The organism is Microbacterium festucae (assembly GCF_025421715.1).
Taxonomy (GTDB): domain Bacteria; phylum Actinomycetota; class Actinomycetes; order Actinomycetales; family Microbacteriaceae; genus Microbacterium; species Microbacterium festucae.
In genome coordinates this window covers 382,731-406,274 of sequence record NZ_JAOEFC010000003.1, presented here as the reverse complement: position 1 = coordinate 406,274, position 23,544 = coordinate 382,731, and the positions used below count along the sequence as shown (strand labels likewise).

Here is a 23,544-nt window from a genome sequence, read left to right as displayed (position 1 = left end):
GGTGACCGGGGCCGGCCGGGGCGTGCTGCTCGCGTGGGCACCCGTGCCCGACGGGACTGCCCGCCGCGAGACCTCGCGCGCCCTGCTGCGGGGCCTGCTCGCCCAGACGGGCCACCCGGATGCCGTGATCGCGCAGCGCTGCGGTCGGTGCGGCAGCGACGGGCACGGCGCGCTGACGGTGGCCGGTGCGGCGTGGCGGGCGTCAGCGAGCTATGCCGGCGGGCTCGCCGTGGTCGCGGTGGCGCCGGCGACGGGGATCGCCGCCCTCGGGATCGACGCCGAGCCGGTGGACGATGCGGTGCGCGACGCCGCGGGCTGGCAGGGCGTGGTCACCGGCGGGCTGACGCAGTGGGTGCGCGTGGAGGCGGCCCTGAAGGCCGACGGCCGCGGCCTCGCCGTCGCGCCGCAGACGGTGCGCGTCACCGCGCACGCCGACGGGTGGACGGCGCGCGTGCCGGGATCGGCGCACACCTATGCGGGGTGGGAGCCGGCGGCACCGGCGGGGCTCGTGGTCAGCGTCGCGGTGCGGGAAGAGGCGGCAGCGGCGCGGCATCCAGCCACGGCGTGAGCACCGCAGCCGCCCCCTCGCCCGCCACCCGCGCCACGCAGGCGCGGAAGTCGTCGGTGGATGCCAGCGAGTGCCGGTTCTCGGCCACCCACGCGTGCACGATCTGCGCGAACGTGTCGGCGCCGACGGCGCACCGCAGGGCATAAAGGGTGAGCGCGCCGCGCTTGTAGACGCGGTCGTCGAACATCAGATCGGGCCCGGGGTCGGCGATCACGAGGTCATGCGGCAGGGCGTGCAGCCGGGCGTGATGACGCGCCGCCTTCTGCGCGACGGTGTGACCGCCCGAGCGCTCCGACCACAGCCACTCGGCGAAGCACGCGAAGCCCTCGTTGAGCCAGATGTCCTGCCAGCGGCCGATGCCGACGCTGTTGCCGAACCACTGGTGCGAGAGCTCGTGGGCGATGAGGCGCTGCTGCTCGAACGCGAGGTGGTTGGCCCCGAAGACGGCCAGGCCCTGCGCCTCGAGGGGGATCTCGAGCTCGTCGGGGGTGACCACGAGCGCGCAGTCCTCCTGCGGGTAGGGCCCGAACGCCGACTCGAAGAGGGCCATCATCTCGGGCACCCGGGCGAACCCGCGGGCCGCGTCGGCGGCGAGCGCCGGCGGTGCGAACACCCGCACGCGCGGGTCGGCGGCGAGCCAGCTCTCGCGATAGCGGCCGACGTGCACGGCAGCGAGGTAGGTGGCCACGGGGACACGGCTCTCGGCGACGACCGTCGTGCGGCCCCGGGCCGCGACCGACGAGACCGGGCGACCGGTGGGCACCGCGGTGTAGCCGGCGTCGGTGGTCACCGACAGGCGCATCTGCGCGCGCGCGTCGGGCCGGTCGTTGCACGGGAACCAGGTGGGGGCGCCGGTGGGCTGCGAGGCGACCAGCGCGCCGTCTTCGAGCTCTTCCCAGCCGATCGTGCCCCACCGCGACCGGCGCGGGGCGGGCGCGCCGCCGTAGGTCACCTCGATCGAGAAGGCCTCCCCCGCGGCGATCGGCCGTGCCGGCGTGATGCGCAGCTTGCGCGGCCCCTGGCGGAACGCGGTGCGCCGCTCGCCGTCGACGCGCACGCGCGTGGCGCGCAGCCCCACCAGGTCGAGGCTGAACGCCGAGAGCGCCGCGACGGCGGTCGCGGTGATGACCGCCCGGCCCTCGAGCCGGTTGGTGCGCACGGTGTAGTCGAGCGTCAGGTCGTAGCCGTCGACGTCGAACGAGGCGTCGCCGCTCTCGGGGACGTAGGGGTCGCCGCCGCCCATCAGGTGGTGGACTGGTAGGCGCGCACGGTGACCGCGCGCCACGGGCCGATCGGGTTGCCGCTCCAGCGCGAGCCGACCGGCACCGACTCGCCGCGCATCACGAGCGAGGCCGGTCCCACGGTGGCGTCGGCGCCGATCGAGGCGGCGGGCAGGATCACGCTGTGCGGGCCGAGCGTGGCGCCGGCCTCGAGTTCGACGGTGTCCATGCTCATGATTCGATCATGGAACAGGTGGGTCTGCACAACGCAGCCCCGATTCACCGTCGAGGCGTCGCCCAGGGTGACGAGGTCGGGCTCGGGCAGCCAGTATGAATCGCACCACACGCCGCGCCCGATTCTGGCACCCAGGCTGCGCAGCCACACCGCCAGGGCGGGCGTGCCCGCCGCCGCACGGGCGAACCACGGCGCCGCGACCATCTCGGTGAAGGTGTCGGAGACCTCGGTGCGCCAGACGAAGCTCGACCACAGCGGCTGCTCGCCGGCGCGGATCGGCCCGACGATCAGCCACTTCGCGGCTGTGGAGACACCCGCCGCGAGCGCGCCGGCCACCAGCACGACCACACCCGACACCGGCACCGCCCAGCCGACGCCCACCGCATCCACGAGCGCGGCCAGCGCGAACACCACGAGCACCCCCAGGGCGCACGTGACGATCACCGGCACGATGCGGCACAGCTCCCACAGCGTGCGGGCGACCCGCAGGCGGGTGGCCGGGCGGTAGGTGCGCTCCTGATCGCCGTCGGCGGTCACCCGGCGCAGCCGCACGGCCGGAGACCCGAGCCACGACGAGCCGGCCTTCGCCTTCGCGGGCGCCGACGACAGCACCGCGACCAGGCCGTCCTTGGGCACGCGGTGCCCGGGGGCGGCCATGCCCGAGTTGCCGAGGAACGCGCGTTTGCCCAGGCGCACCGTGCCCAGCCGCATCCAGCCGCCGTGCAGCTCGTAGGAGGCGACCATCGTGTCGTCGGCGAGGAACGCCCCGTCTTCGATGCGGGTGAGCGAGGGGATCAACAGCACCGTCGACGCCTCGACGTCGCGCCCCACCTCGGCGCCCAGCATCCGCAGCCACACCGGCGTGAACAGGCTCGAGTAGAGCGGGAAGAGGATGGTGCGGGCCGAGTCGAGCAGCCGCTCGATGGTCCACGCCTGCCAGGCCACGCGGCTGCGCACCGGGTGCACGCCCTCGTCGAGGCGGATCGACAGCAGCCGCACGGCCGCCACGACCGCACCGGCGAACACGACACCGGTCACCAGCACCCCCGGCACGAGCCACGGGAGCGTGCCCGCCAGCGCCTCGCCGAGCGTCGCAGCGCCGCGCACCCCCTGCGCGACGACGAGGGCGCCGGCGGCGAAGGCGACGATGGGAAGCAGCGCGAGCCCGGCCGCCGAGGCGCCATACGCCCACAGCCAGCGGTGCGGCGCAGGTGCGCGCTCGGCGGGCCAGTGCGTCGAGACGCCGCCCACCCGCACGGCGGGCGAGCCCGCCCACGTCTGATCGGCCCGCACGCGCCCGAAGACCGCCGAGCCCGGGGCGATCTCGGCGCGGCGGCCGATGCGGGTGCCGGGGGCCAGGGTGCTGCGCGCGCCGATCGAGGCGTCGGCGCCGATGCGGATGCCGCCGATGCGCACGACGTCGCCGTCGATCCAATAGCCGCTGAGGTCGACCTCGGGCTCGATCGCCGCCCCGTCGCCGATCTGGAGCATGCCGGTGATGGGTGGCAGGGCGTGCAGGTCGACACCGCGGCCGATGCGGGCGCCGAGCGCGCGGGCGTAGTAGCTCACCCAGGGCGCGCCGGCGAGCCCCACGGCGCCCACCTGGTCGGCGATCTGCTCGGCCAGCCACAGCCGCACGTGCACCCAGCCGCCGCGCGGGTAGTCGCCGGGGCGCAGGCCCCGCAGCAGCACCCGGGCGGCGACGGCGGCGATCGCCATGCGCCCGAACGGGGTGGCGAAGACCACGAGGCCGAGCACGAGCAGCCACAGCGGGGCCTGCGGCAGCACCTCGAACCCCGGCACGGTGCCGAGGATCGCCGACGCGGTCAGCAGGCACAGCAGCCAGCGGATGCCGGTGAGCACGAACAGCGGCGCCGCCAGCAGCGACTGCAGCCACTGCATGCGCAGCGGCGTGGGCGCGGGCCGCCGGTAGCCGTCGGCGACGTCGTCGGTGAGCGCCGAGCCGAGCGCCTTGGCCATCGCGCCCAGCCGCGGCACGTCGTAGATGTCGGCGACCGAGAACTCGGGCACCCGCACGCGGATGCGAGAGACCAGCTGGGCGGCGGCGAGCGAGCCGCCGCCGAGGTCGAAGAAGTCGTCTTTGCGGCGGGTGACCGGCAGGCCCAGCACCGCCTGCCACTGTGCGGCCAGCCACGCCTCGCCCGGGGTGAAGTCGGTGGCGGCCGGCTCGATGCCCGGCAGCGGCCACGGCAGCGCGGCGCGGTCGACCTTGCCCGACGTGCGCACCGGCAGGTCGTCGACCACGGCCAGCAGGGGCACCATCGGCGCGGGCAGCCGCCCGGCGAGGTCGGCGCGGGCGGCGGCGCGGTCGAAGTCGGCGGGGGCGGCGAGGTAGCCCACGAGCACCGGCACGCCGGCCTCGGTGGTGCGCACCGCCGCCGCGGCGCCGGTGACGCCGGGGAGCTCCTGCAGCGCGGCCTCCACCTCGCCCAGCTCGATGCGGCGGCCGCCGACCTTCACCTGGTCGTCGGCGCGCCCCTGGAAGACGAGCCCCTCGGGGTCGAAGCGCACGAGGTCGCCGGAGCGGTAGGCCCGCTCCCAGCCGAGCGAGGGCATCGGCGCGTACTTCTCGGCATCCTTCGCGGGGTCGAGGTAGCGCGCCAGCCCGACGCCGCCGATGATGAGCTCGCCGATGCCGCCCGGCTCGACGCGCGCCCCCTCGGCGTCGACGACGGCCAGGGCCCAGCCGTCCAGCGGGAGGCCGATGCGCACCGGTCCCTCGCCGCCCAGCAGCGCGGCGCACGCGACGACGGTCGCCTCGGTCGGACCGTACGTGTTCCACACCTCTCGACCGTCCGCCGCGAGGCGGGCGGCCAGTTCGGGCGGGCAGGCCTCGCCGCCGAAGATCAGCAGGCGCACGTTCTCGATCGCCTCGCCCGGCCACATCGCCGCCAGCGTCGGCACGGTGGACACGACGGTGATGCCCTGCCGCAGCAGCCACGGGGCGAGGTCTTCGCCCGAGCGCACCAGCGAGCGGGGCGCGGGCACGAGGCAGGCGCCGTGGCGCCACGCCAGCCACATCTCCTCGCACGAGGCGTCGAAGGCCACCGAGAGCCCCGCCAGCACGCGGTCGCCCGGCGCGAGCGGGGCACCCGTCAGGAACAGGCGCGCCTCGGCGTCGACGAAGGCCGCGGCCGAGCGGTGGCTGACGGCGACGCCCTTGGGGACCCCCGTCGACCCCGAGGTGAAGATCACCCAGGCGTCGTCGTCGGGGGTCGGCGGCGGCACGGCGCGCACGGCGGCGGTCGTCGGGTGCGCGCTCTCGCCGTCGAAGAGCGCGCGCTCGGCGGTTGCGGCGGCGGGGCGGAAGACCCCGGCGCCCTCGATCACCCCGGCCACGGCCGCCTCGCCGAACACCAGCCGCGCCCGCTCCTCGGGGTCGTCGGCGTCGACCGGCACATACGCCGCCCCCGCGGCGATCGTGCCGAGGATGCCGATGTACAGCTCCTTCGATCCCGACGGCATCCGGATGCCCACCCGGTCGCCCCGCCGCACCCCCGCCTCGACGAGCATCGCCGCCGTGCGCCCCACCCGCGCGAGCAGCTCGCGGTAGCTCAGCGCCCCCGAGCCGTCGTCGAGGGCGGACTCCTGAGGATGCCGCGTCGCGGTCTCCCGCAGGATGTCGAGCAGCGTGCGCGCAGGCGGCGCGACGCGCGCGGCGTCGAGCACCGCCTGCGCGCCGGCGTCGGAAGCGGCGTCGGGCGAAGGGGCTGCGGGGGCGGGCACGTCAGGACAGCAGATCGATCAGCTGCGCCTTGGTCAGTCGCGAGTAGCCCGTGTGACCGGCGGCGCGGGCGCGCTGGCGCAGCTGCGCCACCGTGAGGGTCTCGACGGGCTCGGCGGCAGCCTTCGGCGCCTGCTTCGGGGTCTGCTTCGAGGTTCGGCGGGCCGGGGTCTTCGGGGCCGTGGTCTTCGGGGCCGGGGTCTTCGAGGCCGGGGTCTCGACGACCTCGACCTCGGGCTCGGCGGGGGCGGTGAGCGCGACGGCCAGCTCTTCGTCGGCGGCGGCCGACTCCTGCTCGGCGCGGGCCGCGGCACGCTCGGCCTGACGGGCCGCCTTCTTCAGTGCTTTGGCCTCGGCGGCACGCGCTGCCGCCTCGGCCTCGGCGCGGGCGGCGTCCTCGGCGGCACGACGGGCCTCGGCGCGCAGCCGCGACTTGCGCTCGGCCTTGGCGACGGTCTTGGCCACCGCGCGCTCGAGGCGGCGGGCGGCCCGCTCGGCGCGCGCGGCCACCTTCTTCGGCTTGGCGCGCAGCTTCTTCTTGGAGACGTCGGCGGCCTCGCGGGCCTCCTCGATGTAGTCGTCCAGCTCTCCGGCGAGTTTCTTGCTCAGCGTGCGAGCGGTCTTCTTCGCGCGGGACGCGGCGTCGGCGGCGGTGGCAGTCGCCTCGCGCGCGGCGCGCTCGGCCTTCGTGGGCTTGGTCATGCCGGTGAGGGTATCGCCCGCAGATGAACGCCGCACCGGGGTGACGCGGGAAGTCGTTCACCTCCCGTTCACCGCCGCAGCGCACTCTCGTAAGAGTCGGTGTCTACCGTCTCGGACGAGCCCTGCACCAAGGGCAGATCCTCGCCCTGCACGACAGGGCACCTCCCTGACACCCGAAGGAATCACCCCGTGAAGCTTTCCCGTTTCGCCCAGATCGGCGCCCTGGGCGCCGTCGCCGCTCTCGCCCTCACCGCGTGTGCGGCCAACGAGCCCTCCGGCACCCCCTCCGGCGACGCCAGCGCCTCGACCCTCGAGGGCACCCTCAACGCCACCGGCGCCTCGTCGCAGGACGCCGCGCAGCAGGCGTGGGTCGCCGCGTTCCAGACCGCGAACCCGGGCGTCACCATCAACTACCAGGCCACCGGCTCGGGCGTCGGCCGTGACAACTTCCTCGCCGGCGGCCAGTCGTACATCGGCTCCGACCGCGCGTTCAACGAGGAGGAGATCGCCGCCGGCGGCTTCGGCTCGTGCACCAGCGACGCCATCGTCGAGGTCCCCGCCTACATCTCCCCCGTCGCGGTCATCTTCAACCTCGAGGGTGTCGAGTCGCTCAACCTCGACGCGGCCACCATCGCGAAGATCTTCAACGGCGACATCACCACGTGGAACGACCCGGCCATCGCCGACCTCAACACCGACGTGACCCTGCCCGACACCGCCATCTCGCCGGTGCACCGCTCCGACCCCTCGGGCACGAGCGACATCTTCACCGGTTACCTCGAGGCGGTCGCCCCCGAGGCGTGGCCGCACGAGGCCTCCGACGAGTGGCCGCTGGCATCGGGTGAGGCCGCGCAGGGCACCTCGGGTGTCGTCGCCGCCGTCAAGGGCGGCGCGGGCACCATCGGCTACGCCGACGCCTCGCAGGCGCGTGACCTGGGCACCGTCGCGATCAAGGTCGGCGACGAGTTCGTCTCGTACTCGTCCGAGGCCGCTGCCGCGCTCGTCGAGGCGTCGCCGCTGGTCGAGGGCCGCGGCGAGGGCGACCTCGTCTTCGACGTCGACCCCGCCGCCGCTCCGGCCGGCTCGTACCCGATCGCCCTGGTGAGCTACCTCATCGGGTGCGAGGCTTACGAGGACGAGGCCACCGCTGAGCTCGTGCGCGAGTACTTCAGCTACGTCGTCAGCGCCGAGGGTCAGGACGTGGCCCAGGAGGCTGCCGGCTCGGCCCCGCTGTCGGACAACCTGCGTGAGCAGATCAACGCCGCCATCTCGCTGATCGGCTGATCACTCCCGTCCGCAGGTGCCCCGGTCTGAACTCAGGCCGGGGCACCTGCCCGGAAGCCCCGACTCGATGAGACCCGACTCGATGAGACAAGGTTCGAGGAGACCATGACCACCGCCACCACCCCGGTGCGACCCCAGACGGTCGCCGCCAAGCGACGTCTCGGCGACGCCGTCTTCTCCGGCACCGCCCTCGGTTCCGGCATCCTGATCCTGCTCATCCTCGTCGCCGTCACCGTCTTCCTCGTCGCGCAGTCGATCCCCGCGCTCACCGAAGACCCCGCCGACAACTCGATCCTGCGCGGGCAGACCTTCCTCGCGTACGTCGGGCCGCTCGTGTTCGGCACGATCTGGGCCGCCCTGCTGGCGCTCATCTTCGCGGCGCCGCTGAGCATCGGCATCGCGCTGTTCATCTCGCACTACGCCCCCCGCCGCATCGCGGCGGTGCTCGGCTACATCATCGACCTGCTCGCCGCGATCCCCTCGGTCGTCTTCGGCCTGTGGGGCGCACTCGTGCTCGCCGGCTGGGTGCAGCCGTTCTACGTGTGGCTCAACGCCAACGTCGGCTGGTTCCCGCTGTTCAGCGGCACGGTCTCGGCCACCGGCCGCACCATCCTCACCGCCGCGATCGTGCTGGCCGTGATGATCCTCCCGATCATGACCGCCATCTGCCGCGAGGTGTTCCTGCAGACCCCCAAGCTCCACGAAGAGGCGGCACTGGCCCTCGGCTCGACCCGCTGGGAGATGATCCGCATGGCCGTCTTCCCGTTCGCCCGCGGCGGCATGGTCTCGGCCGCGATGCTGGCCCTCGGCCGGGCGCTGGGCGAGACGATGGCCGTGACCATGGTGCTGTCGGCCTCGAGCGCGGTCACCTTCGAGGTGCTCACCTCGACCAACCCGACGACCATCCCGGCCAACATCGCCCTCAAGTTCGGTGAAGCCCACGGCAGCGGCGTCAACGCCCTGATCGCCACCGGTCTCGTGCTGTTCATCGTCACCTTCGCCGTCAATGCGTTCGCGCGCTGGATCGTCAGCCGCCGCGCCGAGTTCTCGGGAGCCAACTGATGGCCACCACGACCACCGCCCCCGCCCCGGCGCCCGAGCGCGTCTCGAACAGCCTCACCGCCGGCCAGCTGCCCAAGTGGCTGCCGTGGACCCTGCTGGGCATCGCCCTGGTGCTCTCGTGCGCGGTCTTCGCGATCCTCGCCGGGGGTGACGCGGCCGCCTTCAACATCGGCGCCGCCGTCATCATCGCCATCGTGCTGTTCGGCATCGGCCTGGTCGTGCTCTCGGCCGTCATCGAGACGCCCCGCCGTGCCGTCGACCGCCTGGCCACGGTGCTGGTGAGCATCGCCTTCGCGATCGCCCTCCTCCCCCTCATCTCGCTGATGTACACGGTCATCGTCAACGGCATCGCCCGCTTCGACGCGACCTTCTTCACCTGGACGATGCGCAACGTCGTCGGCGAGGGCGGCGGCGCCCTGCACGCCATCTGGGGCACCCTGCTGATCACGCTGGTCGCGGCGATCATCTCGGTGCCGATCGGCCTGCTGACCTCCATCTACCTCGTCGAGTACGGTCGCGGCCGTCTCGCCAAGGCGATCACGTTCTTCGTCGACGTCATGACCGGCATCCCCTCGATCGTGGCGGGTCTGTTCATCGTGGCCCTGTTCACCATGATCATCGGCCCCGGCAAGTACATGGGCATGATGGGCGCACTGTCGCTGACGGTGCTGATGATCCCCGTCGTCGTGCGCTCCAGCGAAGAGATGCTGCGCCTGGTGCCCAACGAGCTGCGTGAGGCCAGCTACGCGCTGGGCGTGCCCAAGTGGCTCACGATCGCCAAGGTCGTCCTCCCCACCGCCATCGCGGGCATCACCACCGGCATCATGCTGTCGATCTCGCGCGTCATCGGCGAGACCGCGCCGCTGCTGCTGACGGCCGGCTTCACGACGTCGCTGAACCTCGACCTCACCAACCAGCCGATGATGACGCTGCCGGTGTTCGTGTACACGCAGTTCCAGAACCCCGGCACCAACATCGACGCGGCCCTCGGGCGCGCGTGGGCGGGCGCACTGACCCTCATCATCCTCGTCATGGTGCTGAACCTGCTCGCCCGTTTCATCGCGAAGAAGTTCGCCCCCAAGTTCGGCCGCTGAGCCCGCGGCATCCGATCAAGAACCAGAGAGAACCGACGTGTCCAAGAGCATCGAAGTCAACGACCTCAACGTCTTCTACGGCGACTTCCTCGCCGTCGAGGGGGTCTCCCTCGACATCCAGCCCCGCAGCGTCACCGCGTTCATCGGCCCCTCGGGCTGCGGCAAGTCGACCTTCCTGCGCACGCTCAACCGCATGCACGAAGTCATCCCCGGCGCCCGCGTCGAGGGTCAGGTGCTGCTCGACGGCGACGACCTCTACGGCCCGGGCGTCGACCCGGTGCTCGTGCGCCGCCAGGTGGGCATGGTCTTCCAGCGCCCCAACCCGTTCCCGACGATGTCGATCAAGGAGAACGTGCTGGCAGGTGTGAAGCTCAACAACAAGCGCATCTCCAAGAGCGACGCCGACGCGCTCGTCGAGAAGTCGCTGCGCGGCGCCAACCTGTGGAACGAGGTCAAGGACCGCCTCGACAAGCCCGGCTCGGGCCTGTCGGGCGGCCAGCAGCAGCGTCTGTGCATCGCGCGTGCGATCGCCGTCGCGCCCGACGTGCTGCTCATGGACGAGCCCTGCTCGGCCCTCGACCCGATCTCGACCTACGCGATCGAAGAGCTGATCGGCGAGCTGAAGGCCGACTACACGATCGTGATCGTGACCCACAACATGCAGCAGGCCTCGCGCGTGTCCGACAAGACGGCGTTCTTCAACATCGCCGGCACCGGCAAGCCGGGCAAGCTCATCGAGTACAACGACACCACGTCGATCTTCACGACGCCCACCGTGCAGGCCACCGAGGACTACGTCTCGGGCCGCTTCGGGTGATCACCGCGAGCTGACGACGGATGCCGGGGGTTCCTCCCCCGGCATCCGTTCTTCGTCTCTGTCCACCGATGTCGCCGCGGCGGCGCACCGACGGCTTCGGCCTGCCCTCGGTGCCGCGCGTGCTGGAGCAGCTGCTGCGGTGCCGCGGCGTCGAGGCGTTCTTCGTCGCCGTCGAGTCTGCTCGCCGTCTCGGCATCCTGAGCGGCGCTGCACGTCAGTGGCTGCACGGGCGCGTGGGGCCGCAGGCACGCGAGGCGCTGCGGCTGTCGCGCGACGACGCCGACAGCGGGCTGGAATCGCTGTTCCGCTGGCGGCTGCGGCATCGCCGGCTGACCGTGCGCACGCAGGTGCGCATCACCTCAGTCGGGGTGGTCGACGTGCTCATCAGCGACCGGCTGATCGTCGAGGTCGACGGCCGCGGCAACCACGACGACGCCTCGCACCGGCACAAAGACCTCGTGCGCGATGCCCACGCGGCGGCGTGGGGCTACCTGACCGTGCGCTTCGACTACGCGCTGGTCGTGCACGACTGGCCGACCGTCGAAGCCGCCGTGATGGGCCTCGTCGACGCGGGGCTGCACCTCACCGGCCGCACAACGGGGTGAGCCGCAGCGCGACACGCCGCCGACGGATGCCGTGGGCCGGCGTGTCGGCCTGACGGCACCGCACTTGTGCGGCGGGCGCGCGGCGCGCGCGGCGGCGGCTCAGTCGCGGGGGCTCAGCAGGTAGGCGTTCATCGCCGCGGTGAGGGCGGCGTCGTGGGGCACGGGGGTGCCGTCGACGGCGGTGATGGGCGCTGCCAGACGCACGCTCGAGACCAGCCATGCGGCGTCGGCGGTGGCGAGCGCGGCGACGGGAACGGTCTCGTAGGCGACCTCGTGGCCCTGCGCCTCGAGGTGCTCGAACAGGCTCAGCTGCGTCGTGCCGTGCAGGATGCCGGCGTTGGGCGCCGGGGTGACGAACGTGTCGCCGCGCCGCAGGATGAGGCTGGCGGTCGGGGCCTCCAGCACGAATCCGTCGCTGGTCGTGAAGATCGCGTCGTCGGCGCCGCGACGGTGGGCCTCGCGCAGCGCGGCCATGTTGACCGCATACGAGAGGGTCTTCGCCCCCAGCAGCAGCCACGGCGCCTGCGCCGGCGTCGCCAGCCCGTAGCCGCGGTCGAGGGTCACCACGCGGATGCCGTCGGTGCGGGGCGCGGTGAAGTCGGCCGCCGTCGCGGCGGTCACCCACGCGGTGGGCGTGGGACCGTGCTCGACGCCGCGGCTCAGGATCAGCTTGATGACCGCCTCCCCCTCACCGCACGCGGCGGCGGCGCGGGCCACAGCCTGCCGCCACTGCCCCAGGTGGGGAACGGGCAGGTCGCACAGCCGCGCCGAGTGCGCGAGGCGCTCGAGGTGCGCGGTGACCTCTTGCGGGTGGCCGTCGACGACGCCGATCGACTCGAAGATGCCGTCGCCGCGCTGCGTGCTCAACTCCCCCACCGTCAGAGCCGGAGCCGACGGGTCCACCTGCGTGAACGTCGCGTCGTAGTCGGTGCGGCCGTCGTCGGATGCCGCGGGGTCGATCATGAGGGCGAAGCGCCAAGCCATGGGTCGAGCCTACGGCGCCGCCGCGCGAAAGCCACGCCTCCGCCACGCCTCCGGGACGCCCCCGGCACGCCTCAGCCACGCCCCCGGGACGCCTCAGGGAATGCCACGGCGGCGGCGCCGGTTAGAATGGAACAGCCGGGCCGCAGTAACCCCGGGCTCCATCTTCTGCCGCTTCGAGCGGCCTTGCGCCGAGAGGCGTTTCTGCGGCCCGGCACTTCTCTGCCCGGGCGCCGCTCCCGCTCCGGCGCCGCGTCTGCGCATGCTGGCAGGAACGCGACGACCTGTGGCCGGGCGCCTGCTCGCCGGCGCCTCCGCCCGCCCCTACCGTGGGGGCATGCTCGAGATCCGTCCGAACTGCGAACGCTGCGACCGCGACCTGGCCCCGCACGACGCGGCGCTCATCTGCTCGTTCGAGTGCACCTGGTGCCCCGACTGCGTCGCCGGCTTTCCCGGGCGGGCGTGCCCGAACTGCGGCGGCGACCTGCAGCTGCGGCCGGTGCGCCCCGCCGAGGCGCTGCGCCGCCACCCCGCCGGCACGACCCGCGTGCTCTCACCCGCCTGACGACGCCCCGCGACGCCACCCCCACGCACAGCGGGTGCCGTGGATCAGGCGCGACGTGCGCGGTGGCGCAGGGCGAGCACGATGCCCGCCGCGAGCACCATCGACGCGGTCAGTCCGGTCACCCACAGGCCTGCCGCGTCGCCGCCCGTGGCCGGCAGCGCCGACCCGGCCGGTGTGGCGGCGGGCACGGTGATCGCGGCCCAGCCGACGAGGGTGCCGTCGGCGCTCAGCACGGCGATGCGGTGCGCCCCCGGTGCGAGCGCGGCCGGCAGCGACACGGATGCCGTGCCCGCGGCATCCGCCTGCGTCCAGCCCAGCGCGGTGGGCGTCGAGTAGGCGTAGACGAAGTAGCGCTCACCCGCCGTCAGGCCGCCGAGCGAGACCGTGCTGCCCGAGAGCGTCGCGGTGATGCGACCCTCGGCGGCGGCCGGAAGGTCGTCGCCGTCGGCCACCGGGGCGGCCGGGGTGGTCGCCGACGGCGCCGGAGTGGTGGGAGCCGGGGTCGGGGTGGGCTGGGTGGTCGGGCCGGGGGTGGGGGTCGGCTCGGGCGTGGGCTCGGGGTCGACCGGGGGCTGGCCGGTGCCGGAGCCCAGCGACACGGTGCCGTCGGGGGCGACGGTCACCTGGGCGCTCATGGCCGCGGCCAGGTCGAGGCGCTGCCAGCTCTCCTGCTCTCCGACGTCGAGGGGGTGACCCGACGGCGCGGCGGTGAGGGCGAGCACCTGGCGGCGCTGGTCGGCGGTCAGCTCGGGGTGGCTCGACAGCAGCAGCGTCTCGGCACCTTCGGGAACCACCACGGCCGCGTCTGCCGGCCCGGTGGTCGGGAAGTCGTAGTGCAGGCGGTCGGCGTAGACGGCGAGGGCCTCGTCGGTGGGCAGGTACGGGGTGTCGTCGGCGATGCAGGTGGCCAGCGTCGCGCCGCAGCCGGCGGCGAGCACCGAGCGCAGTTCGGCCGAGGCTTCGTCCATGAGCGCACGGAAGGCGTCGTCGGCCAGGCGCAGCTGCACGATCTTCTCGCCCATCATGCGGCCGCTGATGACGTCGAGCGGGTAGTGGGCCCCCATGACGATGCGGTTGTGACCGGCCTCCGACGTGCGCGCGAGAATCTGCGGTGCGAGCTCGGGCAGCAGCGTCGCCAGCGAGACGCCCTGCCAGTAGGCCTGCGAGGTGTGCCCCGACGGGAAGGCGCCGCTCGTGGAGCCCCACGCGTCGCCGCCCTCGCGGTCGACGTAGCGCAGCTGCGTCTGCGGGTCGAGCCGCAGATAGGGGCGGTCGAAGTCGAAGAAGTTCTTCGGCGGGTTGGTCGACGAGACCGAGCCGACCTTGCCGCCGCTCTTGCTCAGCAGCCAGCGGGTCTTGGGCAGCTCGCCCGCCTCCCAGGCCGTGGCGTAGATGTCGCCGAGCCGCGCGCCCAGGCCGTCGGCCATGGTGAGGGCCATGTCGCCGTACTGGTCGACGATGGCGCGCTCGCGCTGAGCGTCGGTGGCGCCGAGGTTGATGCTGCTGGTGAGCTGGTCGTTGACGTCCATCACCGCCGCGTTCCCGCCTTCGCCGCGGTCGGTGCGCAGATCGGTGAACACGTCCATCATCGCCACCGACCAGTTGGCGGGGTCAGGCGCCGACTGGCTGCCGGTGCCGGCGGTGGTGTCGGAGCTGTAGACGGCCTGCTTCTGCGCGTCGGTGAAGCCGTCGGCCGCATAGGCGGGGGCGGCCGTCAACGCGCCGGTGAGGAACACCCCCAGTCCGACGACGGATGCGACGACGCGCGGTGTTCGGGGGCGGGGATGAGCTGCGGACACGCGGAAATACCTCGGTTCTGTATACGGGAGAGCGCCCGATGGGGCGTGGCCCACCCTCCCCGCCCCGCGCGAACCGCAGGTGAACCGGCGGTGACCTCGCCGGTGCGAACGTTCACCGAATCGTCAGGTGAGTGCGTCGCGGCGCCACAGCCCGGCCGCCGCCGTCAGCTCGTCGGCGTAGGTCGCCAGCCGCAGGGCGCGTGCGGTGTACCCGCGCGCCCGTTCGGGGTCGACGTCGTCGGCGTCGTCGGCCAGGTCGGCGGCGCCGGCCGCCTCGACCCGGCAGAACGACGCGGCGCGGTCGAGCGCCACGGCGAAGTCGCCCGTGAAGACGCCGCGCAGAATCGCATCCGACAGTTCGACGAGCTCGTCGGGACCGGCCGGGGTCGGTGCGCCGGCGACGACGTCGTCGGCGGATGCCAGGGCGTGACGCCCACGCTCGTACTGCAGTGCCGCAGTGCGGGCATCGTCGTGCACCATCAGCTGCAGCAGGTAGATGCGCCACAGCGCGCCCGGCAGCGACCGTGCCGGCGACCGCGACCACAGTTCGGCGAGCGTGTCGATGCCATGCGTGTCAGTGAAGTCGATGAGCCGGTCGACGACGGCATCCGAGGGGTTCTCGCGCACCCGCGAGACGAGGGCCGTCGCCGTGGCGTGGGCGGCCCGTGAGACCTCGGCGGGGTCGGTGGAGGTGAAGGCGCGGTCGAACACCTCGCCGGGGCGGCGGACGGGTTTGTGGAACTCGCGAGGGGCGTCGCTCATCCGATCCAGGCTACCCGCGCTCGGGCCGTCGGGCTCGCGGGAGGGGCGCTCAGGCGGTGGCGATGGCGAGGATGGGCGCCGAGGTCGGCACGCCGTCGGGGGCGCCGCCGGCGGGCTCGACCGTCACGGCGATGGTGTCGCCGGGCTGCATCTCGCCGTCGAGTTCGGCCGTGGTCGTGTCCCCCGACACCGCGAAGGTGCCGGCCGAGACCGGGGTCTCACCGCGGACGAACCACAGCTCGTAGGTCTGGTCTTCGGGGAGCGCGCTCATGCCGTTCATGACCATGACGACCGAGCCGAGCGATGCCGACCAGTGCGCCGTCGCCGTCGCGCCCGAGTCGAGCTCGATGGTCGCCGAGTCGGCATCCGGGGCCGCCTCGATCTGCTCGAGGGCGATCACGTCGGCGGGGGTCTGCCACAGGTTCGACAGCGACCCGACGCCCCAGCCGAGCCCGACGAGCAGCACCATCGAGGCGACGAGGCCGAACAGGGCCTTGGTCCAGGTGCGGCGCTGCACGGTCTGGGCGGTGTCGGTGGTCGGGGCTTCGCGCACCGGCTCGTCGTCTGAGGGGTCGTCGGCGGTCGCCTCGGCGGCGGCCTGGGCCGCGACCTGGGCGAGGATGCTGGTGCGCAGGTTCAGGGGCGGGGCGACCGGGGGCGCGGTGTCGGCGAGCGCGGCCGCCGTGTCGGCATCCATCGTGGCGATCGCAGCCCACTCGGGGTGCGCGACGAGCGCCGCCTGGAAGGCGCGCTCGTCGTCGGGCGACAGCGCACCCAGCGCATGGCCTGCCGACAGTTCGGCGAACTCCTCCACGGTCACGATGTCACCCCCATCTCCGTCCTCAGGCGAGACAAACCGTCCCGCATCCGTGTCTTGATCGTCCCCAGCGGGGCCCCGACGAGGGCGGCGATCTCGCTTTGCGAGTAGCCACCGTAGTACGCGAGGGTGAGTGCTTCCTGTTGCGCTTCGGGAAGCGCGGCCAGTGCCCGCACCACCTTCTCCGCCTCGATCGCGGTCTCGACCATCTCGTCCACCCGTTCGGTGGGAGTCCCGAGGTCTCGCATCCCCGCTTTCACGTCGCGATCGGCGGCCGACTGCGACGCGCGCACCCGGTCCACCGCCCTCCGATGAGCGATCGTGAGAACCCAAGATCTCCCTTGCCCCTTGTTCGGAGCGAACGCGCCGGCGGATTGCCAGATCTCGAGGAAGACCTCTTGCAGCACCTCTTCGGCCTGCGAGCGGTTGACGATCACGCGCAGCAGCAGTCCGAACACGCGCGACGACAGCGTGTCATAGAGAGTGGCGAACGCCTGCTGGTCGCCGGCTGCCGTGCGGACGAGGAGGTCGGCGACGGCATCACGCGCCGGCGCGTCCTCGGGTACGTCCATGCCATCGATGACCATCCCTTCCAGCATGCCGTATTGCGGGGCGGATGCCGCGCAATGATGCGCGTTCGGAAAGTCGTCCCATCCGATCGGGCATCGGCTCCGAAGGACTGTTGACGCCGCACCCCCGCGGCATCCAGCACTGGAGGACATCATGCTCAGCACCAAGAAGAAGATCACCGCCGCTCTGACTCTGACGATTGCGGGCGCGTTCGCCCTGTCGGCATGTTCGATGGGTGGCTCGACCAGCGGCTCGGAGACCAGCTCGACTCCCGCCCCCGCATCGCCCACCGAGGAGATGACCCCCGAGGCCATGGACCCGGCCGCCAACCTCGTCGGTGCCGGCTGCGCCGCGTATGCAGAGCAGGTGCCGGACGGCGCCGGCTCGGTCGAGGGCATGTCGCAGGACCCGGTGGCCACCGCCGCGTCGAACAACCCGCTGCTGAAGACGCTCGTCGCGGCCGTCAGCGGACAGCTCAACCCCGACGTGAACCTCGTCGACACGCTCAACGGTGACGAGTTCACCGTCTTCGCCCCCGTCGACGACGCCTTCGCCAAGATCGACCCCGCCACCATCGAGACGCTGAAGACCGACAGCGCCACGCTGACCTCGATCCTCACCTACCACGTGGTGCCCGGCCAGATCGCTCCGGACGAGATCGACGGCACCCACGCGACCGTGAACGGCGCCGACCTGACCGTCACCGGATCGGGCGACGACCTCATGGTCAACGACCAGGCCACCGTGATCTGCGGCGGCGTGCAGACCGCCAACGCCACGGTGTACCTCATCGACACGGTGCTCATGCCCCCGATGTGATCCGCGGCACCCTCGCGTGACAGAGGCCCTCGACACTCAGCCATTAGGCTGGATGCCGAGGGCCTCTAGCTCAGTCGGTAGAGCATCGGACTTTTAATCCGCGGGTCGTGGGTTCGAGCCCCACGGGGCCCACCTCTGGATCTGTGTCAGCACCGGGATAGCCGGGTCGGCCCCGGATACGATCGTGGCATGCGACCACGTCGGAACGGCATCACGCAAGACACCGCCCGAATGATCGAGAACTCCTCGCGTCCGGCATGCGCCGTATGACCGACGACTCCGGGCAGCGCCTGAGGCGGCAGCGATCGACGTGGATGATCGGCGGCATCGGCCTCGTGGTGTGCGGCGTCATCGGGATGCTGCAGTATTCGGTGGTCGGCATGGCCCAGGCCAGCGGACTCGTGCTCGACGCGCTCTTCGCGTCGTCGGTGCTCGTCTTCGCGATCGGGTCGTCGCGTGCGGCCAGCGTCGTGCGCCGTGAACCCCTGGGGATGGTCGCTCTCGTGGTGGTGGCGGTGTGGCCACTCGTCATGCGTGTGGTGGCGGCTTTTCTTCCCCCCATGGGCGCGGAGACCTTCGATGCGGGCCTGGAGGCGTACCGCGCGGCCGAGGGCACGCTGACCGCGGTGTTCTACGTGAACCTGCTGGTCTCCCTCGCCGCCGCACTGCTCGCCTGTGTGCGCATCGCCCGCGCCGGGGTCGTGCCGGCGCCGTGGAATCGAGCGCCGCTGTGGGCGCTGATCGCATCGGTCGCCGCCGGAGTCGTTCCGCAGCTCCTCTTCGCGGCTTCCCGTCCCGGTGGCGCGCAGGGGTACGCCGAGATCGCCATCCTGATCGGCGCGGTCGGGTTCCTCGCGCGAACTCTCGGTCTGGGGATCATCGCCCTCGTGCTCGCGGCGCGGGTGCGCAGCGGAAGCGTGGACGTCTACCGCCCGACCTGATCGATGCGCGCCCTCCTGTAGCGCAGGGTGATGATCTGGAACGGCCGCAGGTGGAGTGTGAGGCGACTCGGCGCGCCGTCGAGCACGGGAGCGTCGCGGAGCGGGCGCTCGAGCAGGTCCACGATCTGCACCGCCTCGACCTTGACGCCGGTCGCAACCACTGTCGACCGGCGCCCACCGCTGGATTCGTAGACGCGCACGATCAGGTCGCCGGAGCGGTCCTCCGCCAGCTTCACCGCCTCGATGCGCACATCCGGCTCGCTCGAGCAGACCACCGGCGCGACCTCCTCGCCCCCGGCGACATCGCGCAGGGACCGATCGAGCAGGTAGCCCTCTGCGGCTGCGTCCGCAGCAGACGCGGCCGGCCGGAGAGCGAAGCGGAGAAGATGCCGCCCCTGATCCGATTCCGGATCTGGGAACGTCGGGGCGCGCAGCACCGACAACCCGACCCACGTCGTGGTCCCCCCGTCGGGACGGGTGTCACGGGTGACGGAATGGCCGAAGGTCGAGTCGTTCGCGATAGCGACCCCGTAGCCGTCTTCCGCCACTCGAATCCATCGATGCGCCACGAACTCGAATCGCGCTTCGTCCCAGGAGGTGTTCGCGTGCGTCGGCCGGTCGACATGACCGAACTGGATCTCGGACGTCGAACGGTCGGCGTGCACGTCCAACGGGAACGACAGCCTGAGGAGCTTGTGTCGTTCGCGCCAGTCGACATCGAGGGTGATGTCGACTGCATCCCGCCCCGGGCCGAGTGCCACCGTCTGGGTGATCACGGATCGGCCGACGCGCCGTGTGGCCTCGATGACCGCGACGCCGTCGCGGATGGACGACGAGACCTGCTCCGCCGCGTCGAGGTCGACAGCCACGCGTCGATAGTGCCGGTCGATGTCCCACGCGTCCCACTTGTCGGGCACATCCCGGTGAAGCCGCAGCAGCGCACCGCGCTCTCCCGGAGCGATCGCGTCGCGTCCGGACTGATCGCGCACCGACCGCAGAAGTCCATCGGCATCGACCACGACCCGCAGGCGCCCGTTGTCGAGAACCCATCCCCCCGTTGCTTCGTCGCCGGGGGTTGCGCGCCGCATCGTCGTCGACGTCGCCGGCTCTGCCGGCGCTGCCACGATGGCTCCCGCGGCCGTCTCCGCGAATGCGATGGGGGCGGAGTTGGCGATGAGGCGCCGCGTGCCCTCTCCCGTCAGGGCGCGCACCGCGTCGTCCACGATCCGTTCCAGTTCGCCTGCCAGGCGCCGGTGATCGGCTTCCGCCTCGCGATGCACCCACGAGATCGAGCTGCCAGGAAGGATGTCATGGAACTGCAGGAGGAGCGTCCTGCGCCAGATCTGCGCGAGCTCGTCGTACGGGTACTCGCGGCCGCGTATGAGCGCTGCCGTGGTCGACCAGAGCTCGGCTTCGCGCAGAAGGCGCTCGACTCGGCGATTGCCCTGTTTGGTGCGCAACTGACTCGTGAGGGTTCCTCGGTGCAGTTCGAGGTACATCTCCCCCGACCACACCGGCAGGTCGTCACGCTCGGCCCGCGCCGTTTCGTAGAACTCACGTGGTGTGCCCAGGTGCACGCGCGGTGAGCCGTCGAGATCGGCCTGGCGACGCGCCGCCGCGACCATCTCGCGCGTCGGACCCCCGCCGCCATCCCCCCAGCCGAACGGGGCGAGCGACACGGACCCGGCCCCGTGATCGCGATACGTCCGCTGGGCGTGAGCGAGCTCGGTGGGCGAGAGTTCGGCGTTGTACGTCTCGATCGGCGGGAAGTGGGTGAAGATGCGGGTGCCGTCGATGCCCTCCCACCAGAAGGTGTGATGCGGCATCGCGTTGGTCTGGTTCCAGGAGATCTTCTGCGTCATGAACCAGTCCGATCCCGACAGCCGGATGATCTGCGGCAAGGACGCCGTGTAGCCGAACGTGTCGGGGAGCCAGACCTCGGTGGTCTCGACACCGAACTCCTCGAGGAAGAACCGCTTGCCGTAGACGAGCTGCCGCACGGTCGATTCACCGCCGGGCATGTTCGTGTCAGGCTCGACCCACTGCCCGCCCACCGGCACGAACTGGCCGGTCGCCACCTTCTCGCGGATTCTGGCGAACAGATCGGGGTAGCTCTCCTTGACCCACGCGAGCTGCTGCGCAGACGAGCAGGCGAATCGGAAGTCCGGGTGCTCGTCCATGAGGGCGACGACGTTGGAGAACGTGCGCGCGCACTTGCGCACGGTCTCGCGCACCGGCCACAGCCAGGCGGAGTCGATGTGGGCGTGCCCGGTGGCCATCAAGGTGTGTGCGCTCCGCACGGAAGGCGCGGCGAGCGCAGGCGCGAGCGCCGCCCTCGCCGCGGATGCCGTCGCACCGACGGCATCCGGATCGACGGTGTCGAGCATGGCGTCGAGCGCCGCCCACAGCTGCGCAGCGCGGGGAAGGTCTGCGGGCAGGTTGTCGGCGAGGCCGCGGACGATCTCGATGTCCTGCAGCAGCTCCCAGGCCTGTCGATCGACGAGCGCGAGTTCGAGTCGCTCCAGGCGGTACGAGGCGCGAGAACCTGCGGTTGTCTTGTCGCCGAGCCCGGTGGTGACCCAATGCGACTCGGGCGGGATGGTCGGGTTCGCGGCGAGTTCGAGGTAGAAGTCGACGACGCCGTCGGCGGCGACCGGAAGGTGCGAGTTGCGGGGCGAGACTCCCTTGACGATCGTTCCGTCGGGCCGGAAGGCCAACGCTTCGGCCTGGAAGCCGGGGGCGAGCCCGTTGAAGCCGAGGTCGATCGCCACCTCCGCGTGGTGCCGTTCGTCGCGCACCCAGTCCTTCGGAATCGCGCCTTCGATGCGCAACCAGTGCGTGCTCCACGGTGTGCCCCACCACGTGCCGACGGCGAACGGCTGGAAGGCCTGCCGCTGCGCTTCTGCGAACGGCACGGGCTCGCCGGGCACCTCCCAGCCGGTGATGGTCAGCGGGGCGACGCGGGTGTGCACCGCGCCGCGCAGACTCTCCTCGACGAAACGGGTGAGCCGGTCGCGGACGCGGCGGGGATCGGAGTGCACGATGCCTCGATTCATCGGGGCGTGACGACGGCCGGGTGGGCGGGCACGCCCGCCGCCGCGCGCGAGAAGCCGACGGGGTAGAGCGGGTCGACCGTGTCGTTGGGGACGTCCTCCTGGGACTGGCGCACGGCATGCATAGAACGAGGGATCTCGAACGGCAGGCGACCACGCGGCTCGACGGCGCCGGTGAGCGCTGCGATCAGTGCGGCATCGCTCGCCCCGAATGTGGCCACGAGCACGCTCGCCAACGGCACGAGGGGCGTGAGGATCGCCGGTCGATCCAGGGCGACGTCGAGCACGAGGGGGGTGACCGCGCTGATGCGCGCCAGGCGTGCCACGAGCCCGGGGCGGAAATCGAGGGACCCCTGATGGAACCGCGACTCGAACAGCAGGTCATCGCGCGGTTCGAACGGCGCGGCGATGCGGACGACGGCGAGGTCTGCGTCTTCGGGTCGGTCGACGATCACACCGAGCGCGCGGGCCTGGGCGGGATCGATCCCTTCGACGTAGACGCGTCGGTCGGAGCGCGCGACCAGCGGGAGCAGCGGGAGGTCGCCCGAATCGGTCACGCGCAGCACCGTCACCGCAGCCGCCTGGGCTCGAAGTCCCGCCGCACGATGGTCGGGCCGGCCCACGATCGCCTCGGCGGCATCTTCGTCGACGAAGGGGTCGTCGAACAGACCGAGTCGGAACTTCAGCTCGAGGAGGCGCCGCGCAGACTCGTCGATTCGCTCCTCACTGACGCGGCCGACGCGCACCAGGTCGATGAGCAGGTCGACGCACTCCTCACCGCCGAACTGATCGCACCCGGCGCCCAGCAGGGCGAGAAGGCGCTCGGCGGGGTCGAGGTGCTCGACACCCCATGCTTTCGCCGGAAGCACCTGCCCTTGCGCGACGTTGTCGTTGACGAGTTCCCAGTCCGTGACCACGATCCCGTCGAACCCGAGTTCTTCGCGGAGCAGTCCGGTGATGATCTGACGGTTGTAGCCGAATCCCACCGCCTCGATCGGAACGCCGTCGCGTTCGAGTCCGACCGGCATGCCGTAGTAGGGCATCATTCCCGCGGTGCCGGCCGCGATCGCGGTGCGGAACGGCTCGAGGTGGATGTCGAAGGCCCCACCGGGGTACACCTGCTCACGACCGTAGGGGAAATGGGCGTCCTCGCCGTCCTGCTGCGGTCCCGCGCCCGGAAAGTGCTTGGTCACGCAGGCGACCGAGTGGGGCGTGAGATCGAATCCCTGGAAGCCGTCGATGTACGCGGCGAGCGCACGGCACGTGCGGTTCGGATCGGAGCCGAAGGTGTGTAACTGTCGGCCCCAGCGCGGCTCGGTCGCGAGATCGACCTGGGGATGCAGGGCCATCCGGATTCCCACCGCCAGATACTCCCGGCGCGCGATCTCGGCGAACTCGCGAATGTCGTCGTCATCGATCGCGGCCAGCCCGAGCGGCTCGGGCCATTGTGAGAACGACCCCGCCGCGAAGGATGCCCCCTCGTTCTCGAAGAAGCCGTGCCGAGGGTCTGTGCTGATGGTGACGGGTATCCCGTGCGGCGTGCGAGCGGCGAGGTGCTGAAGGGCGTTGGCCCAGCGCGCCGCGTCTCGAGCCCGCCCGAGCGCATGGATGTTGAAGTGGTTCATGCGCTTGTCGAGCACGACCGTGCTCGTCGGCGACTTACTCAGCAGGCCGGGCTCCTCGAGAAGGGTCCCCTCGGGCCCGGCCTCGATCACGGTGTGGAACATGAGCCCCACCTTCTCTTCGAGGCTCAGACGCGCGAGCAGATCGGCCGTGCGCTCGGCGGCAGTCAGGCGCGGGTCCTCGTAGGGGTCGAGGCGTCCGTTGCCGTTGAGATCCCGCCAGGTGAGATGTGCGGCGGATACGTCGCCGGTGAGCTTTGCGGGCATGGTGACGCTGGTCCTT

At 72.0% G+C, this 23,544-nt stretch carries 19 protein-coding genes and 1 tRNA gene; 10 read left to right on the top strand and 10 right to left on the bottom strand.

The window, feature by feature from the left end; translation table 11 throughout:
* The first annotated feature begins 1 nt into the window (after window position 1).
* Entirely contained in the window at window positions 2-568 is a 567-nt protein-coding gene (locus N3K63_RS12260) for a chemotaxis protein CheY (protein ID WP_261580460.1), read from the top strand.
* Here the strand turns inward: N3K63_RS12260 and N3K63_RS12255 are convergent.
* The 3 genes from N3K63_RS12255 to N3K63_RS12245 are packed head-to-tail and all read right to left on the bottom strand — an operon-like array spanning window position 513 to window position 6,470.
* Complete coding sequence (locus N3K63_RS12255; protein ID WP_261580459.1) at window positions 513-1,811, bottom strand: M1 family metallopeptidase; 1,299 nt, start codon at window positions 1,809-1,811, stop codon at window positions 513-515. The two genes, N3K63_RS12260 and N3K63_RS12255, sit on opposite strands and share 56 nt — an antisense overlap.
* Complete coding sequence (locus N3K63_RS12250; RefSeq protein WP_261580458.1) at window positions 1,811-5,770, bottom strand: Pls/PosA family non-ribosomal peptide synthetase; 3,960 nt, start codon at window positions 5,768-5,770, stop codon at window positions 1,811-1,813. The genes N3K63_RS12255 and N3K63_RS12250 overlap by 1 nt, the downstream gene beginning before the upstream one ends.
* A gap of 1 nt (window position 5,771) precedes the next feature.
* Window positions 5,772-6,470: a hypothetical protein gene (locus tag N3K63_RS12245; RefSeq protein ID WP_261580457.1), complete on the bottom strand. Its 699-nt coding sequence runs from the start codon at window positions 6,468-6,470 to the stop codon at window positions 5,772-5,774.
* A gap of 189 nt (window positions 6,471-6,659) precedes the next feature.
* Here N3K63_RS12245 and pstS point away from each other — a divergent pair, with 189 nt between their 5' ends.
* From pstS to N3K63_RS12220, 5 genes are all read left to right on the top strand, one after another.
* Window positions 6,660-7,754, top strand: coding sequence for a phosphate ABC transporter substrate-binding protein PstS (gene pstS / locus N3K63_RS12240; RefSeq protein ID WP_261580456.1), 1,095 nt, complete (start codon window positions 6,660-6,662; stop codon window positions 7,752-7,754).
* 105 nt (window positions 7,755-7,859) lie between these two features.
* On the top strand, window positions 7,860-8,816 hold the full coding sequence (gene pstC / locus N3K63_RS12235; RefSeq protein ID WP_261580455.1) for a phosphate ABC transporter permease subunit PstC: 957 nt from the start codon (window positions 7,860-7,862) through the stop codon (window positions 8,814-8,816).
* Window positions 8,816-9,910, top strand: coding sequence for a phosphate ABC transporter permease PstA (gene pstA / locus N3K63_RS12230; RefSeq protein WP_261580454.1), 1,095 nt, complete (start codon window positions 8,816-8,818; stop codon window positions 9,908-9,910). Before pstC ends, pstA begins: the two co-directional genes overlap by 1 nt.
* 37 nt (window positions 9,911-9,947) lie before the next feature.
* The gene (pstB, locus tag N3K63_RS12225; RefSeq protein WP_261580453.1) at window positions 9,948-10,727 is read left to right on the top strand and encodes a phosphate ABC transporter ATP-binding protein PstB; all 780 of its coding nucleotides are present in this window, start codon (window positions 9,948-9,950) and stop codon (window positions 10,725-10,727) included.
* Window positions 10,728-10,795: 68 nt separating this feature from the next.
* Window positions 10,796-11,332 carry an endonuclease domain-containing protein gene (locus N3K63_RS12220; RefSeq protein ID WP_261580452.1) on the top strand — a complete coding sequence of 179 codons (537 nt, stop codon included), beginning with the start codon at window positions 10,796-10,798 and terminating at the stop codon, window positions 11,330-11,332.
* A 99-nt stretch (window positions 11,333-11,431) separates the two neighbouring features.
* On the opposite strand, the gene N3K63_RS12215 is transcribed toward N3K63_RS12220, so the two are convergent.
* Window positions 11,432-12,316 carry an aminodeoxychorismate lyase gene (locus tag N3K63_RS12215; RefSeq protein WP_261580451.1) on the bottom strand — a complete coding sequence of 295 codons (885 nt, stop codon included), beginning with the start codon at window positions 12,314-12,316 and terminating at the stop codon, window positions 11,432-11,434.
* Between the two features lie 334 nt (window positions 12,317-12,650).
* On the opposite strand from N3K63_RS12215, the gene N3K63_RS12210 reads away from it, so the two are divergent.
* Window positions 12,651-12,878: a DUF1272 domain-containing protein gene (locus N3K63_RS12210; protein ID WP_261580450.1), complete on the top strand. Its 228-nt coding sequence runs from the start codon at window positions 12,651-12,653 to the stop codon at window positions 12,876-12,878.
* A gap of 44 nt (window positions 12,879-12,922) precedes the next feature.
* Here N3K63_RS12210 and N3K63_RS12205 read toward each other — a convergent pair whose 3' ends face one another.
* The 4 genes from N3K63_RS12205 to sigK all read right to left on the bottom strand — a co-directional run bounded on the left by N3K63_RS12205 (window position 12,923) and on the right by sigK (window position 16,855).
* A complete protein-coding gene (locus tag N3K63_RS12205; RefSeq protein WP_261580449.1) occupies window positions 12,923-14,677 on the bottom strand; it encodes a phosphatase PAP2 family protein in 1,755 nt (584 codons plus the stop codon).
* Window positions 14,678-14,800: 123 nt separating this feature from the next.
* Complete coding sequence (locus tag N3K63_RS12200; RefSeq protein WP_261580448.1) at window positions 14,801-15,439, bottom strand: DNA-directed RNA polymerase subunit beta; 639 nt, start codon at window positions 15,437-15,439, stop codon at window positions 14,801-14,803.
* A 49-nt stretch (window positions 15,440-15,488) separates the two neighbouring features.
* On the bottom strand, window positions 15,489-16,259 hold the full coding sequence (locus N3K63_RS12195) for an anti-sigma factor (RefSeq protein WP_261580447.1): 771 nt from the start codon (window positions 16,257-16,259) through the stop codon (window positions 15,489-15,491).
* Window positions 16,256-16,855: an ECF RNA polymerase sigma factor SigK gene (gene sigK, locus N3K63_RS12190; RefSeq protein ID WP_261580446.1), complete on the bottom strand. Its 600-nt coding sequence runs from the start codon at window positions 16,853-16,855 to the stop codon at window positions 16,256-16,258. The genes N3K63_RS12195 and sigK overlap by 4 nt, the downstream gene beginning before the upstream one ends.
* A 124-nt stretch (window positions 16,856-16,979) precedes the next feature.
* Between sigK and N3K63_RS12185 the strand changes: the two genes are divergently transcribed.
* The 3 genes from N3K63_RS12185 to N3K63_RS12175 all read left to right on the top strand — a co-directional run bounded on the left by N3K63_RS12185 (window position 16,980) and on the right by N3K63_RS12175 (window position 18,586).
* Window positions 16,980-17,645: a fasciclin domain-containing protein gene (locus N3K63_RS12185; RefSeq protein WP_261580445.1), complete on the top strand. Its 666-nt coding sequence runs from the start codon at window positions 16,980-16,982 to the stop codon at window positions 17,643-17,645.
* Window positions 17,646-17,704: 59 nt separating this feature from the next.
* Window positions 17,705-17,777, top strand: a tRNA-Lys gene (locus N3K63_RS12180).
* Between the two features lie 134 nt (window positions 17,778-17,911).
* A complete protein-coding gene (locus N3K63_RS12175; RefSeq protein ID WP_261580444.1) occupies window positions 17,912-18,586 on the top strand; it encodes a hypothetical protein in 675 nt (224 codons plus the stop codon).
* On the opposite strand, the gene N3K63_RS12170 is transcribed toward N3K63_RS12175, so the two are convergent.
* Together N3K63_RS12170 and N3K63_RS12165 are read right to left on the bottom strand one after the other, a co-directional pair.
* Window positions 18,571-21,627, bottom strand: coding sequence for an alpha-mannosidase (locus N3K63_RS12170; RefSeq protein WP_390895182.1), 3,057 nt, complete (start codon window positions 21,625-21,627; stop codon window positions 18,571-18,573). The two genes, N3K63_RS12175 and N3K63_RS12170, sit on opposite strands and share 16 nt — an antisense overlap.
* A gap of 11 nt (window positions 21,628-21,638) precedes the next feature.
* Window positions 21,639-23,528, bottom strand: a complete 1,890-nt coding sequence (locus N3K63_RS12165) for a glycoside hydrolase family 3 protein (protein WP_261580442.1) — start codon at window positions 23,526-23,528, stop codon at window positions 21,639-21,641.
* Between the last annotated feature and the right edge of the window lie 16 nt (window positions 23,529-23,544).